The following is a 16,402-nucleotide window of genomic DNA, read 5'->3' on the forward strand; positions in this document are numbered from 1 at the left end:
CCCTGTCATTCATCCACGCGGGGAGGCATGGATGGGCAGGAGCCGCAGAACACTTCCGGAGGAGCTTCTGCTGCTGGCACTGGACCCGGCCACGGGTACCACTGCACAGCCGCAGTCGCTCGACCTCGGTCTGGCCGGAGCACAGCTAGTGGAGCTGGCGCTGGCCGGACGGATAGCCCCAGACGGGGATCGTATCGCCGTGGTGGCGCCACGGCCGACTGGAGATCCAACACTGGACAGCGCGTTGGAGTTGCTGCGCAGGCGCGGCGCTCCGGTACGGGCCGTCCACTGGATCGGCGGGCCGCGTCTCGGGCTTCGCCAGACCTACCTCTCGCATCTGGAAAGGTGCGGCATGGTCCATGCCGTGGCCGGCCAGATGTGCGGGGTGCTGCCGACGACTCGGTACCAGGCGACGGACACCGCCATCAGCCGGGAGATCAGGGCCCGGCTGGATTCCGCGATCCGGACCGGCGTTCCGCCGGACCCACGGACCGCGGCGCTCGCCGCGCTGGCCCACGCGGTCGGCCTCGGCAAGCACCTGTATCCGGGCAACGAGGGACGTTCGTCCCGCTCCCGGCTGCGGGACCTGATCAGGCACGACCCCATGGGCGGCCTCGTGGCGCACGCCGTGATGGACGTCCAGAACGGCGCGGTCGCACAGCCGCGCCGCAGTCCGGCCCCGGCCGCCGCAGCCAGGCCCGCACCGGAACCCGCCCGCGGTGTTCCGATGCAGCCGCGCCGCGGATCCATGGCGCGGGTCGTGGCCCACTGAGCCGCAGTCCCACGGCCCGGCAGGACCACGGCAGAACCACCGGCTGAACCAGCAGGATCGGTACAGCAGGTACCGCACGACCCGGCACACGCAACCAGAACGAGCCGACGACACAGTCCCGGTTCGGGAGCCGCCGGCCCGCGCGGGGCGATGAGATCGTACGTCCGGACGACGGAAGATCCCACCGCCCCGCGCGGCCGCATGCGCAGGTCGCTGAGAGCCTGCGCGTACGACATTCCGTACGATGGACGCGTAGCCGCACGCCAGCCGTGGTGCGGCGGGCCGTCGTCCGGCCAAGGACCGCCCAAGTGGTGTGCGGGCACCGCATATCCGCTGTTTTCCAGCGGTAGAAAGCACCTTGGTGGCAATCTGCTCAGCAGCAGATACGCAAAGTAGAGGCACGCAGCCGGAGGTGCACGTCCGTGGCGTCGAATGTCAATCCCACCGTCCGGAGACGCCGGCTGGGCCAGGAGTTGCGCCGGCTCCGTGAACTCAAGGGCATGACGGCCGAAGAGGTCGCGGAACGGCTGCTCGTCTCACAGTCGAAGATCAGCCGTCTGGAGAACGGCCGCCGCAGCATCAGCCAGCGCGACGTCCGGGACCTGTGCGGCGTCTACGAGGTCGAGGACCAGCGTGTCGTCGACTCCCTGATGGAGATGGCCCGGGACTCCCGCCAGCAGGGCTGGTGGCACGCGTTCGGAGACATCCCCTACAGCGTGTACATCGGCCTGGAGACCGACGCGGAGTCGCTGCGGGTGTACGAACCCCAGATCATCACCGGGCTGTTGCAGACCCGCTCCTACGCCGAGGCCCTCATCCAAGGGGCGCTGCCCGAGACGTCGGCGGCCGACATCGACAAGCGCGTCCAGGTGCGGATGCGCTGCCAGGAACGTATCGCCGCCGAGAACAGCCCGCTCCGCCTGTGGGTGGTACTGGACGAGGCCGCGCTGCGCCGCGTCGTGGGCAACAACCTGGTGATGCGCGAACAGTTGGAGCACCTCGCCGAGATGTCCCAGCTCCCGCACGTCACCGTGCAGGTGCTGCCGTTCGAGGTGGGGGCGCATCCCGGTCTCAACGGCCAGTACGCGATCCTCGAGTTCGCCGACGCGGCCGACTCGAGCGTGGTGTACCTCGAAGGCGTCACCAGCGACCTGTACCTGGAAAAGGCCCATGACGTGCAGAAGTACGCCGTGATGTACGAGCACCTGCGGGCGCAGGCCCTCAACGTGGAACAGTCCCGGCAGTTCATCGCGGACGCGGCGAAGGCATACGCGCGCTGAGCTCTCCGCGCGAGGGGGCGGCGGATCGTACACCAGCGAAACCTTCAAGCGGAGACGCTACTGGAATATGCCATCCAGTCGAGTGAACGACTGCTCCGCACAAGGAAGTTGACGAGTAGCTTCGATCACGCCATCAGCCAAAACAAGTTGGCGCGAATCGCATCGCGGGCACCGAATGGGAACCCGCGACGCGATGACAGCAACTCAGCAACTCGCTACCGGAGTGAACATGGCAGTACTTCAGGGGGCCACGGAAACGTGGACCAAGTCGTCGTATTCGGCGGGCAACGGCGCGTGCGTCGAGGTCAAGTCGCCCACCATGGCGGCACTCGCCGTACGCGACTCCAAGGTTCCCGAAGGGCCCGTCCTGGCCTTCCCCACCGACGCCTGGAACGCCTTCGTGGCGTCGATCAAGTAGCACCGCGCAGTACGACCCCACAAAAATCACCGACAGCCCTCTCGACTGGCCCGCCGTCCCGGCCGAGGGGGCTCGTTTTTTTGGGGCTCGGTTCGCCTCCGGGGCGCCTGAGTCGGTGTTGAGAGGCCGACCGCTCGCCAGTTGGGCCAAGATCACCCCGCGCACCACCACCCAGTCCGGCGCCGAACGTGACGCCAACACCGCCGGCCGGGGCAACCCCTGGCTCAAGGGCGCCCTCGGCGAGGCCACCGCCGCCTCGTGTACCGACGCCTTCCTCGGCGCGCGCTACCAGCGCAGCCTCGAACGCCGCGGCCGCAAGAAAGCACTGGCCGCCGTCGCCCGCTCGATCCACATCATCGCCTCGCACCTGATCAGCGACCCCGACACCCGGCCCGTGCGGCAACCCGGAACTGCGGAAGCAGTCGGAACCCGGCTATACCGCAGCGCAGCCGCCCAGGATGAGGTCGAGGAGGCGTTCGGCCAGCGCGCGTTGTTCGGGCTTTCCGGCGGCGAGGGCGACGCCGGTAAGGACAGCGAACAAGTCGGTCGCGCCGACGTCCGACCGAATGGTGCCTTCGGCGGCCGCGGCGTCCAGGAGCGAGGTGAGGGCGGTCGTCATCAACTCGCTGCTGGCGCAGGGATTGACGCCGGAGTCGATGACGGCGCGGAGTGCGTCGGCCATCCCGAGTTGGACAGTGGCGTAGTCGAGGAAGCGGCCCATCCAGGCGCGGAGTGCCTCGCGCGGCGGCATGGTCACCAGGAGTTCGGGGGCGGCCTCGCAGAGTCGGCTCAATTCCTCGCGGAAGGCGGCCTCGATCAGGAGTTCCCGGGTCGGGAAGTTCCGGTAGAGGGTGCCGGTTCCCACTCCCGCTTCCTCGGCAATGTAATGAAGGCGCGCGTCCAGTCCGTGTTCTGCGAAGACACGCACCGCGGTGGAGAGGATCTTCTGCCGATTACGACGAGCGTCGGCCCGCAGGGGGCGCCCGGTGTCTGGGGTCATGGGAGGGCTCTTTCGTCATCCGAGTTTGCCGTGTGACCTGTTTCGCCGTTGACATCCCAACGGCACCTGGCAGCGGATCGCCACGGCCCTGCAGGCTGGACCGCACGAAGGAACATGATCAGTACCATGGGTCTACGCCACCGAGTTCATGGAGTTCCAGCAGTACATGTCCCGATGCCACACACCGTGATGACGGCCGTCAGGCGACGGTTCCGGTCGTGTGCACGATCTCCCCTCCCACCACGGTGAGCTCGGAGCGGATCCATGGAATGCGGTCCTCCGGCACGGCGAAGTAGTCCTCGCTGAGCACCGCGAAGTCCGCGTACGCGCCGGGTCGGAGACGCCCGCGACTGGTTTCCTCGAAGCTGAGCCAAGCGCTGCCCGCGGTGTAGCACTCCAGCGCACGGCCCCGGGCCATCCGGTGGCGGGCGGCGCGTCTCGGAACGCCGTCCGCGGAGTTCCCGGTGATCAGCCACCACAGTGACAACCAGGGATTGTGGGAGGAGGCGCGGGTGGCGTCGGTCCCGGCCGCCAGGGGAATCCCAGCGGCGATCATGTCGGCGATGCGCGGGACTTCGGTCATCGAACCGTCGCCCCATGCCGCTTGTGAAAAGCCGGCCTTGAACACCTGGTGGTCGTCCAGCACCACGCCCGCGCCCAATGCCGCGAGCCGCCGCAGGTTGCCCGGGCTGATGCGGTCGGCGTGGGACAGCGAGAACCGCAACCCGCGCAGCGGAATCCGCTCGTTCACCGTTTCCCAGCAGGTCAGGATCCTGTCGATGGACTCGTCGAGCACCGCGTGGATGTTCACTGGCCAGCCCTGTTCGGCGGCGCGGTAGCTGATGCGGTACAGCTCCTTGGCCGCGTCGTCGGAGATCGAGAATTCCTCGAGACCCTCGAAGTCGTGGCAGCCGTAGTGCACCACCTCACCGATGCCCGCGAACCGCAGCATCGGGTCCCCGAACCGGGGCGGGGTGTGCCGCATCCACTCCTCGAGTTGCTTGTATTCCTGCCCGGGGTCCGCCGCGGACAGGAACAGCCGCATCCGCATGGACAAACCGCCGTCGCGCCAGAGCGCGAACAGGGGTTCGTATCGTTCCGGCGGCATGCCGAACCCGCCGGCGTCGACTATTCCGGTCAGCCCGAGGGCATGCAGGTCGGCGAGCATCGCCGCCGTGGAGCGTTCTTCCCGGTCCGGGGTGGCGGGTGGAATCGCGCCCAGGATCCGGTTGAACGCGCCCATACCGAAGGCGCGGCCGGTGAGCTCCCCGGTCATCGGGTCCCGCTCGAAGTGCCCCCCGGGCGGATCGGGGGTGGTGGCGTCGATACCGGCCGCACGGAGCGCCGCCGAATTGAGCACCGCGACCTCGTAGAGTGCCTGCACGTACACCGGGTGGTCCGAAGCGACCGCGTCCAACTCGGCACGGGTGGGCTCTCGCGATTCGGCGAACTGGCAGGGATGCCAGCCGCCGACGACACGGATCCATTCCCCCGGCTGCGCGGTCTCAGCCGCGCCGTGAATCGTGGCAAGCGCCGTTCGCAGGTCGATCACGTCCGTCCAGTGGAGTTCACTCGCCCAGGTCGCGCCCCCGCGCACGGCGTGCATGTGGCCGTCGATCAGGCCGGGTACCACCCGGCGGCCGCGCAGGTCGACGATGGTCGAGCGGCCTCCGGCCAGCTCGCGGATCTCCATGTCGCTGCCGCACGCCACTATCCGGCCGTCGCGCACCGCCAGTGCGGTGGGTTCCGGTCCGGGTCCTCCCTCACCGCCCGGCCAGACCAGCCCGTTGACGAAGATCCGGTCGGCGTGTGCGGTGCCCGGTGATGTGCTCATGAAACAACCTCGTTGTTGTTGATCGCGTCGGCTGGATGCGGGGTCAGGCGCGAGGCCGGGCCGCCGTGGCGGCGGTGGAGCGGAGCCCGGACCAGGACTCCAGCAGCCGGTCCCGGGAATCTCGGGCCAGCGCCCGGATGGCCGGCAGGTCGTGTCCCGATATCCGTCCGCCCTGCTTGACCACCCGGCCCGCGATCAGCACGGTGTCGACGTTCTCGTTGTCGGCGAGGGTGATTGCCGCGGACAGGTTGTTCACCGGCGACAGGTTCGGCCGGTCGGTGTCGAGCAAGATGATGTCGGCCTGCTTGCCGGGGGTGAGCGACCCGATCCTGCTCTCCAGTCCGAGGGTACGCGCGCCTTCGATCGTGGCCATCCTGACCACGTCCCGGGTGGTGATCGTCAGCTCGGGCAGCGTCTCGTCACGGGAGAGCGCGGCATGGTGCTGCCAGCCGCGCTCGGCTTCGAGTGTGCCGCGCATTTCGGCGAACAGGCTGCCACCCACCCCGGAGACGACGTCGATACTCAGGCTCGGCGCCACCCCGGCCGTGCGCAGCCGCCCGGTCGCCGGATAACCGTGTCCCATCTGCATCTCCACCCGCGGCGAGATCGAGGCATGTCCCCCGGTGTCGGCGATCAGCCGCAGTTCGGCGTCGGTGCAGGTGTTGCAGTGGACGTAGATCAGGTCGGGGCCCAGCAGACCGCGTCGGTGCAGTTGGGTGATCGACCGCTGTCGACCCAGCGCGCCGACGCCGACATGCATCGAGGCGCGGATGCCCAGTTCGCGGGCCAGTTCGAGATCGGCCAGGGCGTCCTCGACCGGTCCGAACTCCGGACCCATGCTGGCGAGTGCGAAGGTGACCAGCCCTGCGTCGGAGGAGAAGTAGCGCTCCGCCACCCGGGTCACATCGCGGGCGTACCAGGCGGCGGGCGGTCCCCCGGGGTTGCCGTAGCCGAACACCGCCCGGACACCGGACTCCCGCAGCCCGCGCACTGCCTCATCGGCGTGATCCGGGCTGCGCATGATGTGCGCCCAGTCCATGACGGTGGTGACGCCGGCGTCGATGGCCTCGATCGCGCCGAGCAGTTCGGCCGCGTACACGTCCTGCGGGGAGAATTTCGGACCGAGTTCCAGGAGCATGTGGTCGATGTACTGGCCGAGGGTCCAGTCCGCCGCGATCTGCCGCAGTGCCGCCTGCCACAGATGTCGGTGGGTGTCGATCAGCCCCGGCAACACGATCCGGTCGGTGGCGTCGATGATGCGTGCATCCGTAGCGGGGATGTGCTCGTCGACGGCCACGATCGTGTCGCCTTCCACCAGCACATCACCGCGAGGAAGCTCCCCGATGTGGGGGTCGACGCTGTAGATGGTGCCACCCTTGATGAGCGTCTTGTCTGTCATCGTTGACCTCTACTTTTACTCGGACGGCTGGTGCTTCATCGCCAGGTGCGGGTGTCCGGTGGCACGTCGCCGATGGTGAGCACGGTGCCTGCGGTGACGATGTCGAATGCTTCCGGGATGAGGTCCGCGACGGCCTTCTTGAGCGGGAATCCGCTGCAGTGCATGGGAGCCACCAGCTGCGGCTCGTAGGCGGCGAGCGCTTTCGCCGTGTTGTCGATCCGGTTGGCGCTGATGCCGGGATGTCCGGTGTGGAAACCGCCGAGGACACCGTAGAGCCGGTCGGTGCCGGTGAGCGCCCGCATGTGTTCGATCGAGCTGACGACGCCGCGGTGCCCGCACGGGTCGATGACGATCAGCCCGTGGCCTTCGACGTCGATGCCGAGGACCTGGTGGTCGTTGATGTCGTCCGCCTCCACGCGGCCGTCCGCGTGGACGCACAGGCGTCCGGCGGGAGCTTCGAACTCGAAGTCGGCGGTGGTCTGCATCTCGCCCGAGGTGCGCAGGCCCGGCCCGAGCGGGATGGACCCGCGCGCCTCCATCAGGTGACCGCCCGATTCCCGGATTCCCTCCCGCGTCAGCCCGATATTGATCATCGGCAGGGTGGTGTGCGGCTTGACGATCATCCGCGGGTTGAACGCGTCCGGATGCGCGACGACCGGGGTCGGATGGCCGATCGCCTTGAGGACTCCGTTGATGCCGCCGAAGTGGTCGGGATGGCCGTGGCTGAGCACGACCGCCTCCACCTCGTTCAGGTCCACGCCGAGGTGTCGCGCATTGTGCAGCACCACCTCGGAGGTCAGCCCGGCGTCGAACAGGATCGTGGTGGAACCGTTCTCGGTGAACGTCTCCACGAGGAAGCACAGCCCGTTCTCGGCGAGCAGTTCGCCGTAGCGCGAGTTGAAGTGCTGATCCATGTTGTAGCGGCGTATGCCCGGAGTCGAGGGCAGGAGGATGTCGATGAAGTTCTCGTCGAGAACGGTGATACGGGCGCCGGCGCAGCGTGTCATGGTGTCGCCTTCCTCGGTGGTTACGAACGGCCTTCGGGAACGATGACGACGCGGCCGGAAACCCCCTCCGCCACCGCGGCATAGGCTTTCTCGCCCTCGTCGAGGCCAAAACGGTGCGTGACCGGCAGCGGCCGGAAATCGCCACGCTCGAAGTAGGGGGCGAGCCGGGTCAGGCGCTCGGCGGACTCGGTGACATCGAGCTTGCGGCTGTCCGCACCCAGCATCTGGGCCTCGCGGTGGTAGAAGTCCGGCAGGTGGATCTCCACCGTGGGCGTGCCGACCGCGCTGATCACCACCAGCCTGCCCCGCTGGGCCAGCGAGGCCAAGGCGGAAGCGGTGGTGACCCCGCCGACGGCGTCGTAGACGACCTCGGCTCCCCGGCCGCCGGAGTGCGCCAGCAGGGTCTCGGCCACCTCGCCCGAGTCCGGGACGAAGGGAACGAACTCGTCGATGATCTCCGCCGCCGGGGTGCCGTTCGCCGGGGCGACCCGGTCGACGCCGAGCACCCGGGCCCCGCGAGTCCGGGCGATCTGGGCGACGGCGCCGCCCACCCCGCCGGAAATGCCGAAGACCACGACGGTCTCGCCCTTGCTCAGGTGCGCCAACTCGACGGCCCCGAGCCAGCCGATCACGAAGTTGACCCCGACCGCCGACGCCTCCTCGAAGGTCAACGTCGTCGGCTTGCGGGCGAGCGCGGTGACCGGCACACGGATGTACTCCGCGTGCGAGCCGTCCAGGGTGAAGCCGACGTCGCCGCCGGTGCCCCAGACCCCCACGCCGCGCCACTGCGGCGGACCGTCGACGACGACGCCGGCGAAGTCACGACCGGGCACGCGGGGCAACTCCGTGCCTTCCATGACACCGGCCACATTCTTCACGTCGGACGGGTTGACGGAGGCGGCCCGTACGGCGACTACGACTGTGTCCTCGGTGGCGATGGGATCGGGCAGTTCGGCGATCCGCAGGACGTCGGGACCGCCGAACCGATCGAAACGTAGAGCGCGCACGCTGGTGTCCTTTCCAGACTGTTGATCAGCGGATATATCTCCGGCGCGGTGTCGTCACCGTCGTGCCGGGGCCAAGGTGAAGGTCCACTCGACGGTCTGGAACGGCTCGGACATCACGGTGCCGTCCGGCGCGGTCTCGCCGGCCTCGTGCTGGACGAAGTCGGCGACCAGCGAACGCTTGGCGCCGAACACCGCATCCCGCTCCAGGTACGGGTCGGCGCCTCGGAACAACATCGTGACCAGCGATTCGTAGCCTTGCGCGTGGAGCCAGAAGTGGATGTGCTCGGGCCGCATCGGGGAGCGGCCGGCAGCCCGGAGAATCTCGCCGCAGGGTCCGTCGGTCGGCACCGGGTAGTACCGCGGCACGATCGAGCGATAAGAGAACCGACCGCTGTCGTCCGTGGCCAGCAGCGCCCGCATGGCCGGTTCGCCGTGCAGCTTCTCCGCCTGCTGCACGTCGTAGAAGCCCTCACTGTCGCTGTGCCAGGTGTCCACGTCCGCACCGGCCACCGGACGGCCCTCGGTGTCGACGACCATGCCGCTGAAGAACAGCGGCATGCCGGGGACACCTCCGGAGATGTCGGCGCCGTTCTCGACCCGCGGTCGGCCTACCACGTAGAACGGTCCGAGCAGGGTGGAGTCGGTGGCTGAGCCGTTGCCATGGTTGATCTGGTCGACCAGCACGCTGAGCCCCAGGATGTCCGAGAGCAGCACGAACTCCTGCCGGGTGGGACTCGAGATGTGACCGACCCGCTCCAGGAAGTCCACCGCGGTGAACCATTCCTCACTGGTGAGGCGCACCTCGCGGGCGAAGTCGTGCAGGTGCTGGACAAGGCTCACGAAGAGCTCACGCATGCGCTTGTCCGTCGCACCTTCGAAGGTTTCCTGTACTGCGGTTGTGATCGTTTCCTCGGTCAGATCGATCGACATCGCTCGTCTCCCTTCGTTCATGTCTGCTTCTCGGCCCGTACTGAGAGCATGACCCGGCCGAGATATCTCGTCTAACGAAAGAAGGAGATGAGGTGGATCTCGATCTGAGATACTCCTGGAGTGGAACTACGTCAGCTTGAGTACTTTGTGGCCGTCGCCGAGGAAGGGAGCTTCTCTCGCGGCGCCGAGCGGGCCCATGTCGTGCAGTCGGCGGTGTCGACGGCCGTCGCGAAGCTCGAGCGCGAGCTCGACATCCAGCTTCTCGACCGGGCCAGGCACCGGACCACGCTGACCCCGGCAGGTGCCGCATTCCTCACCGAGGCCCGCAGCACCCTCGCCGCAGCCCGGCGCGCGAAGAACTCGGTGGCCCAGTACCGGGAGCAGCTCATCGGCAGCGTCGACCTCGGGACCCTGATGTCCTCCGGGCCGCTCGACCTGCCGACCGTGCTGGGCCGCTTCCACACCGAATACCCCCTGGTCTCGATCCGGCTGCATCAGAGCGTCGCCGGCACCGCCGGGCACCTGGCCGCCATCGTGGACGGTGCACTCGACCTCGCCCTGGTCGCCGCCACCACGGCACCGCCGCAGGTCACCCTTCGACCGGTCGCCCGCGAACCCTTGGTCCTGCTCTGCCGGCCCGACCAACGGCTCGGCGCCCACAGCCAGGTCCACGTGGCCGACCTCGCCGGGGAAACGGTCGTACGGTTCGCCGCGGGCTGGGGTATCCGCCGCCAGACCGACGATGCGCTCACCACCGCCGGAATCGCCGTGGACGCTCCCTACGAGGTGGCCGACTACGACACCGCCGCCGGTCTCGTCCGCAACCGGCTCGGCATCACCCTGATGCCCACCACGCCGGCCGGCCACTATCCGGACCTCCGCGCCATTCCGATCGTGCCCACCATCACGTGGACGTTGGCGCTCGCCACCACAGCCCAACTCCCCGTGTCCCCAGCGGCTGTGGCGATGGCTGACACACTCCTCGAGGCGTGCCAATCCTCCCTGTCGCCGAGGGACCTGGCCTCCCAGGGACTGGACACGTAGGGCACGCCGATCAGGCGGTCGCACCCCCTCGCCCGGCTCCTGCGGGCTCTGCTTCGCGGCCGCTGTCACCCGTCGGTCAAGCGGGGCATCGCAGAGGCACGACTGCACGGGGCGGATCACGCAGCCGACCGCGCGCAATGCGGTGTATGTGGCGTTCTTTCTGCGAGCCCGAGTGCAGCCGCGTGAGCAGCGTCGACGACAAGATGGCGCCCACGGGCGTGGTCAACTGCGTCGCGACGTTCCTCTGGGACGAGCACCCCCCTGGCCCTCGGAGCGCGGCTGGTGGCCGAGCGGCACGGTCTCGCCGAGCTCCACGATCCGGCCGGAGATCGGTTGCCGGGCCAGTGCCGCGACCGCCTCCGGAATGTCCGTCGCACAGGCGTATGCCTCGGCGGCAGCCCCGTCGCCTCCGGCCTGGACTTCGGGTGCCATCGGTCGGCGCCCGGAGCGGACGGGCGAGTCGGCACCTGCGTCCGGCCGGCGCGGTGCACCGTCGCGCCGTCGGGCGAGCGCCCGCCGACACAGCCCCGCACAGCGGCTCCTCGCCACACGGCACCGGCGTCGCCGACGGTCCGCGCATCCCTTCCGCGGCAGGCCTCGCTCATTTCCTGGACTTCACCGCCCAAGGCGGCCGGTTTCCCCCACGTGTCCAGGAGCGTGGCAGCATCGGGCATTTGTTGCGTCCACGTAAGAACGCCATGACGTTTACGCCCGGCTACTGACGCGCCTGCGTGCCGTTCGTAAGGTGAGGCGCACTTGGTCGGACCATCCTACCAACTCCCTTCCCTCATCTCGCGAACGAGAGGAACGCCTCCATGCGTGCACTTCTGCCGATAGCCGCGGCGTCCGCCGCCTCCGTCGCCCTCCTGACGGCCTGCGGTGCCGGGTCGACGTCGAACGCCGCGGCCTCGACCACCACGGTTTCGCCGGCCTGCAAGCAGCTGCAGTCCGCCCATCCGGATCTCGCGGGCAAGACGTTCACCAACGCGATCAACCCGCACACGCCCGGCTACGAGGCGCTCGATCCCAACGATCCGAGCAGATACGTCGGGTTCGACATCGACCTCGGCAGCGCTCTGGGCCAGTGTCTCGGCTTCAAGCTCACCTACAAGCCGGTAGCCTTCCCCGCGCTGCTGCCCACACTGCAGAGCGGCCAGGCCGACCTCGTCATCTCCGACATCTACGCCACCAAGGACCGCGCCAAGGCCGCGGACTTCGTGACCTACTCGAAGGTCTACGACGGGGTGCTGGTGAAGAAGGGCAACCCGAAGAAGCTCGCGGGCATCAACACCTCGCTGTGCGGGTCGACCGCCGCGCTCAACACCGGTTTCGTAGAGGTGCCGCTGGTCCAGGACCTGGCCGGCGCGTGCAAGGCAGCAGGTCGCCCGGCTCCTCAGGTCCAGCTGTACGACAACAACGCCCAGTGCATCCAGGCGATCCTCGCCGGCCGCGCCGACACCTACATCAACGACGTGAACACGGTGACGCAGGCGGTCAAGGCGCACCCGAACGAGCTGGGCAAGGCGACCGCCGTGACGCTGCCCTACTCCATCGGTATCGCCGTGCCGAAGGACAAGACCCAGTTCCGGGACGCCATCAAGGCCGCTCTCGTGGAGATCCAGAAAAACGGCACCCAGACCAAGCTGCTCAAGAAGTGGTCGCTGGAGACGGGTACTCTGGAGGCTCCGCGGCTGGTGACCGGCTGATGTCCCAGTTCCTCCACTACCTCGAACTGCCGTATCTGCTGCAGGGAATCCTCATCACCCTGGAGCTGACCGCGCTGGGGCTGCTCGGCGGTCTGGTATTGGGCTTCGTACTGGCGAGCATGCAGCTGTCCCGGCACCGTTCACTGTCCGCGGTGGCACGCGGATACACGATCATCTTCCGGGGCACCCCGCTGATCCTCCAGCTGGTCTTCGCCTACGACGCCCTGCCGCACGCAGGTCTGACCCTCAGCCCCCTGATGGCGGCCGGGCTCGCGCTCGCGGCCAACGAGGCCACCTTCATCGCGGAGGTCTTCCGGTCCGGCGTGCTCGGGGTGGACAAGGGCCAGGTCGTCGCCGGGCAGGCGCTCGGCATGACACCGCTCGTGATCATGAGGAGGGTCGTCGCTCCGCAGGCGATACGCCTGATGGTCCCGGCTCTCGGCAACGAAGCCGTCACGACGCTGAAGAACTCCTCGCTCGCCTCGTTCATCGCCGTCCAGGAACTCACCCTGCGCAGCACCCAACTCGCCTCGTCCACCTTCGACTTCTTCTCCGTCTTCTTCGCGTCCGGCGTGATGTACCTCGTCCTCACCGGCGGCATCAGCGCCATCCAGCTGGCGGCCGAGCGCGCCCTCGATCTGGACCGCCCCGCCTCCCGGTCGTGGGCGCAACGGCTGCTGCCGGTCCGCCGGGCCGCCGCCTCACCCGTACCGGTGGCCGCCGTGGTGAAGGAAGCCGTCGCCGACGACCAGCCATGGGAACCTCCGGCGCCGCCCGAGCCGTGGGAGCGGGAAGCCCGGGTGGCCGCCCTCGACGGTGCCCCGGCCGCGGTCGAGGTCCGCTCCCTGCACAAGTCGTACGGAGAACACATCGTCCTCGACGGGCTCGACATGACCGTGCGTACCGGCGAGGTCGTGGCCCTGCTCGGTCCGAGCGGATCCGGAAAGAGCACCCTGCTGCGCAGCATCAACCACCTGGAGGAGGTGAATGCCGGAGCGGTCCTGATCGGCGGGCGCCGCATCGGCTACCGCGACGACGACAAGCCGCTCTCCCCCGCGAAGATCGCGAACGCCCGCGCGGAAGTCGGGGTGGGCATGGTCTTCCAGCACTTCAATCTCTTCAGCCACCTCACCGCCCTCGAGAACGTGGCGGGACCCTTGCGGTGGGTGCACCGGCTGCCCGCCGATGAGGCGGAACGCAGGGCGGCCGAGCTGCTGGAAAGGGTCGGTCTCTCCCACCGGGCGGGAGCGCTGCCGAGGCACCTCTCGGGAGGGCAGCAGCAGCGGGTCGCCATCGCCCGCGCACTCGCGCCCGGTCCCCGGGTCCTGCTGCTCGACGAGCCGACATCGGCCCTCGACCCGGAACTCGTCCACGAAGTACTCGAGGTGATCCGCCGGCTCGCCCGCGAGGACGGTCTGACCATGCTCATCGCCACCCACCAGCTGCGCTTCGCCCAAGAGGTGGCCGACCGGGTGGTGTTCATGAGCGACGGCTCCGTGACCGAAGAGGGGCCCGCCGACGAGCTCCTCACGCGTCCCAGGCATCCGGCGACCGCGCGGTTCCTGCGGGTCATGGGCGCGCAGACCATGGGAGGGGTGGCATGACGGTCCCGGCCGATGCCCCAGCGGTGAAGGAGACCTTTGTCTTCTCACCCGACGACGGGGTGCCCCCGCAAGTGGGCCCCTTCGCGCACGCGACCCGCTTCGGACCGATGCTCTTCGTCACCGGCCAGATGCCCACCGACCCGGCCACCGACCGGTTGGTGGAAGGCGGCGTGCTCGCGCAGGCGGAGCAGGTGCGCCGCAATCTGGAGGCCGTACTCCGACAGTTCGGCCTCACGCTCGACGACGTGCTGATGGTCCGGGTCTATCTGACCGACTTCGCCGACTTCGACGCCTTCAACACGGCCTACGAAACCTGGTTCGAAGGCCCCCTGCCGAGCCGTACCTGCGTCGGCGTCACCGGTCTCGCCGTGGGCGCCGCCATCGAGATCGACCTCATCGCCGGCATACCGGAGAGGAACCACTCATGAGCCTGCCCCTCCTTCAACCCCACGAGGGGCCCCTTCCCGGCCGCCACTACCTGGCGTCGACCGGCGACACGGTCACCTGGGGATGGCTTCCCGCCGAGGGGGCCGCACCGGTCGCCCGGATCGGCTCCGGGGAGACGATCACCGTGGACACCGTGTCCCACGAGGGCATCATGGAAGACCAGGGCAGGGATCCCGTGGCCTTCTTCGGCCAGTTCGGGATCGGCCCCGGGGACGTGCTGCGCGACGCCGTCGACATCGCGGCCGGTCACCCGGTCCGCGACGCCGCCGGCGACGGACCGCACGTCACCACCGGACCCATCGCGGTCAGCGGGGCGAGACCCGGCGACGTACTGCGGGTCGACTTCCTCGAACTCGTGCCCCGCGCCCCGTACGGCGTCATCTCCAGCAGGCATGGGTACGGCGCCCTGGCCGGGGAACTCCCCCACCTGCCGCACCCCGGCTTCGTGCCCGATCCGGGCGACCCGGAGAAAGCGGGCTCCGTCTCCACGTTCTGCCGGGCCTCGGCGGAACTGACGGGCAGCATCGCGGTGCCGGGAGGCAGGGAGCTGCGCTTCCCCCTCGCACCGTTCCTCGGGCTCGTCGGGGTGACGAGCACCAGCGCCACTCCGCTCAACTCGGTACCCCCCGGGCCGTTCGGCGGGAACATGGACGTCAAGGACCTCGTCGCCGGCACCAGCCTCTATCTGCCGGTGCAGGTGGACGAGGCCGGGCTCTACGTCGGAGACCCGCACTATGCCCAGGGGCACGGCGAAGTCGCGCTGACCGCGCTGGAGGCCCCGCTGCGCGCGACCCTGCGCGCGACGGTGCTGCCGGCGGCGGAGAGCCGCGCTCTGCTGGGGTTGCTGCGCCGGCCCTTCGGTGAGACGCCGGAGCACTGGATCGCGCTCGGGCTGCACCGCGACCTCAACGAGGCGTTCCGCGAAGCGGTCCGCGAGGCCCTGCGGGTGCTCGCCGATCTGTACGAGGTGCCGACGGACATCGGGTACGCCTATCTGAGTGCCGCCGCGGACTTCGTCGTGAGCCAGGTGGTGGACGACGTCAAGGGCGTCCACTGCCTGATCCGCAAGAGCGACTTCGGCGCATGGACATGATCGTGGAAGACCGTCGGAGCCGGCCCCGGCCGCGAGCTGAAGCCCAGGCCCGAGGTGATCGGACACGGTACGCTGGCTGCACATTCGGCAAGGAGGTAAAGGGCATGGGAGTGGCGAAAGTACCGCCGCTGCGGACCCGTGCTCACAGCGTCAGTGACGCCCTGGTCGCACATCTGGAACAGATGATCGCGCTGGGCGGAATCGCCCCGGGCGACAGGCTGCCGTCGGAGCGCGAACTTGCCGAGTCGCTGTCCGTGTCGAGGACCTCGCTGCGGGAGGCTCTGCACCAGCTGGAGGCCAAGCACCTCATCGAGCGCCGGCCGGGCCGTGGCACCGTGGTGCTGGCCCCGCCCACCCAGGTCGACGATCTCTACACGAATCTGGCCGAGTTGGCCGAGGCCGACCGGGAACTGGCGAACGTGGCCGAGCTGCGGACGGTCATCGAACCGAAGATCGCCGAATTCGCGGCACTGCGCGCCACCAGCGCCGACCTGCTGCAGATGGACGACATCCTGCACGCCACGGACGAGAACCTCTTGGGTGCCAAGTCGCTCGAGCTCGACATCCAGTTCCACCTGACGCTGGCCAGGGCGAGCCACAACCCGCTGCTCACCGCCCTCACCACGATGGTCAGTTCATGGACCACCCCGGTGCGCAAGGACTCCCACAGCACACCGGAAGGGCGCCGGGCGTCGCTGGCCGGCCACCAGGCGATCCGTGACGCGATCGAGGCCCGTGACCCGGCCGGGGCAGCCCGCGCCATGATCCGTCACCTCGCCGACGTCGACCAGCTCATCCGGCGCTCGCGCGACAACAGCGCGCCCTCCACCGACCAGGCCTGACCTTTGGCCCCAGGGCCTG

16 protein-coding genes and 1 pseudogene are annotated in these 16,402 nt (G+C 68.9%); 10 read left to right on the top strand and 7 right to left on the bottom strand.

Annotated elements, in window-relative coordinates; genetic code table 11:
* Positions 1-31 precede the first annotated feature (31 nt).
* From ACZ3TS_RS09205 to ACZ3TS_RS09215, 3 genes are all read left to right on the top strand, one after another.
* Positions 32-772 (top strand): GOLPH3/VPS74 family protein, encoded by a 741-nt coding sequence (locus tag ACZ3TS_RS09205; RefSeq protein ID WP_467615260.1) that lies wholly within the window; start codon positions 32-34, stop codon positions 770-772.
* Positions 773-1,194: 422 nt separating this feature from the next.
* Positions 1,195-2,052 (top strand): helix-turn-helix domain-containing protein, encoded by an 858-nt coding sequence (locus tag ACZ3TS_RS09210; RefSeq protein ID WP_467615263.1) that lies wholly within the window; start codon positions 1,195-1,197, stop codon positions 2,050-2,052.
* A gap of 229 nt (positions 2,053-2,281) precedes the next feature.
* Positions 2,282-2,470: a DUF397 domain-containing protein gene (locus tag ACZ3TS_RS09215; protein ID WP_467615265.1), complete on the top strand. Its 189-nt coding sequence runs from the start codon at positions 2,282-2,284 to the stop codon at positions 2,468-2,470.
* Positions 2,471-2,903: 433 nt separating this feature from the next.
* Here the strand turns inward: ACZ3TS_RS09215 and ACZ3TS_RS09220 are convergent, their stop codons facing one another.
* From ACZ3TS_RS09220 to ACZ3TS_RS09245, 6 genes are all read right to left on the bottom strand, one after another.
* Complete coding sequence (locus ACZ3TS_RS09220) at positions 2,904-3,470, bottom strand: TetR/AcrR family transcriptional regulator (protein WP_467615268.1); 567 nt, start codon at positions 3,468-3,470, stop codon at positions 2,904-2,906.
* Positions 3,471-3,669: 199 nt separating this feature from the next.
* Positions 3,670-5,304, bottom strand: a complete 1,635-nt coding sequence (locus ACZ3TS_RS09225; protein WP_467615271.1) for an amidohydrolase — start codon at positions 5,302-5,304, stop codon at positions 3,670-3,672.
* 43 nt (positions 5,305-5,347) lie between these two features.
* Positions 5,348-6,703 carry an amidohydrolase family protein gene (locus ACZ3TS_RS09230; protein WP_467615274.1) on the bottom strand — a complete coding sequence of 452 codons (1,356 nt, stop codon included), beginning with the start codon at positions 6,701-6,703 and terminating at the stop codon, positions 5,348-5,350.
* 35 nt (positions 6,704-6,738) lie between these two features.
* Complete coding sequence (locus tag ACZ3TS_RS09235) at positions 6,739-7,710, bottom strand: MBL fold metallo-hydrolase (protein WP_467615277.1); 972 nt, start codon at positions 7,708-7,710, stop codon at positions 6,739-6,741.
* Positions 7,711-7,730: 20 nt separating this feature from the next.
* Positions 7,731-8,717, bottom strand: coding sequence for a quinone oxidoreductase family protein (locus ACZ3TS_RS09240; protein ID WP_467615280.1), 987 nt, complete (start codon positions 8,715-8,717; stop codon positions 7,731-7,733).
* Positions 8,718-8,771: 54 nt separating this feature from the next.
* Positions 8,772-9,647 carry a dioxygenase family protein gene (locus tag ACZ3TS_RS09245; protein ID WP_467615283.1) on the bottom strand — a complete coding sequence of 292 codons (876 nt, stop codon included), beginning with the start codon at positions 9,645-9,647 and terminating at the stop codon, positions 8,772-8,774.
* A 120-nt stretch (positions 9,648-9,767) separates the two neighbouring features.
* Here ACZ3TS_RS09245 and ACZ3TS_RS09250 point away from each other — a divergent pair, with 120 nt between their 5' ends.
* Entirely contained in the window at positions 9,768-10,691 is a 924-nt protein-coding gene (locus tag ACZ3TS_RS09250; protein WP_467615286.1) for a LysR family transcriptional regulator, read from the top strand.
* A gap of 222 nt (positions 10,692-10,913) precedes the next feature.
* Here the strand turns inward: ACZ3TS_RS09250 and ACZ3TS_RS09255 are convergent, their stop codons facing one another.
* The gene (locus ACZ3TS_RS09255; RefSeq protein WP_467615289.1) at positions 10,914-11,123 is read right to left on the bottom strand and encodes a hypothetical protein; all 210 of its coding nucleotides are present in this window, start codon (positions 11,121-11,123) and stop codon (positions 10,914-10,916) included.
* A 383-nt stretch (positions 11,124-11,506) separates the two neighbouring features.
* On the opposite strand from ACZ3TS_RS09255, the gene ACZ3TS_RS09260 reads away from it, so the two are divergent.
* The 6 genes and pseudogenes from ACZ3TS_RS09260 (at position 11,507) to ACZ3TS_RS09285 (ending at position 16,383) form a co-directional block, all read left to right on the top strand.
* Entirely contained in the window at positions 11,507-12,397 is an 891-nt protein-coding gene (locus tag ACZ3TS_RS09260; protein WP_467615292.1) for an ABC transporter substrate-binding protein, read from the top strand.
* A pseudogene (locus ACZ3TS_RS09265) lies at positions 12,397-13,011 on the top strand (amino acid ABC transporter permease); the annotation flags it as partial. The gene ACZ3TS_RS09260 and the pseudogene ACZ3TS_RS09265, both read left to right, overlap by 1 nt.
* 186 nt (positions 13,012-13,197) lie before the next feature.
* Entirely contained in the window at positions 13,198-14,001 is an 804-nt protein-coding gene (locus ACZ3TS_RS09270; protein ID WP_467615709.1) for an amino acid ABC transporter ATP-binding protein, read from the top strand.
* Positions 13,998-14,429, top strand: coding sequence for a RidA family protein (locus ACZ3TS_RS09275; protein WP_467615295.1), 432 nt, complete (start codon positions 13,998-14,000; stop codon positions 14,427-14,429). Before ACZ3TS_RS09270 ends, ACZ3TS_RS09275 begins: the two co-directional genes overlap by 4 nt.
* Positions 14,426-15,541: an acetamidase/formamidase family protein gene (locus tag ACZ3TS_RS09280; RefSeq protein WP_467615297.1), complete on the top strand. Its 1,116-nt coding sequence runs from the start codon at positions 14,426-14,428 to the stop codon at positions 15,539-15,541. Before ACZ3TS_RS09275 ends, ACZ3TS_RS09280 begins: the two co-directional genes overlap by 4 nt.
* 104 nt (positions 15,542-15,645) lie before the next feature.
* The gene (locus tag ACZ3TS_RS09285; protein WP_467615301.1) at positions 15,646-16,383 is read left to right on the top strand and encodes a FadR/GntR family transcriptional regulator; all 738 of its coding nucleotides are present in this window, start codon (positions 15,646-15,648) and stop codon (positions 16,381-16,383) included.
* The last annotated feature ends 19 nt before the right edge of the window (positions 16,384-16,402 follow it).

It is taken from the genome of Streptomyces sp. NPDC022910 (assembly GCF_055561075.1).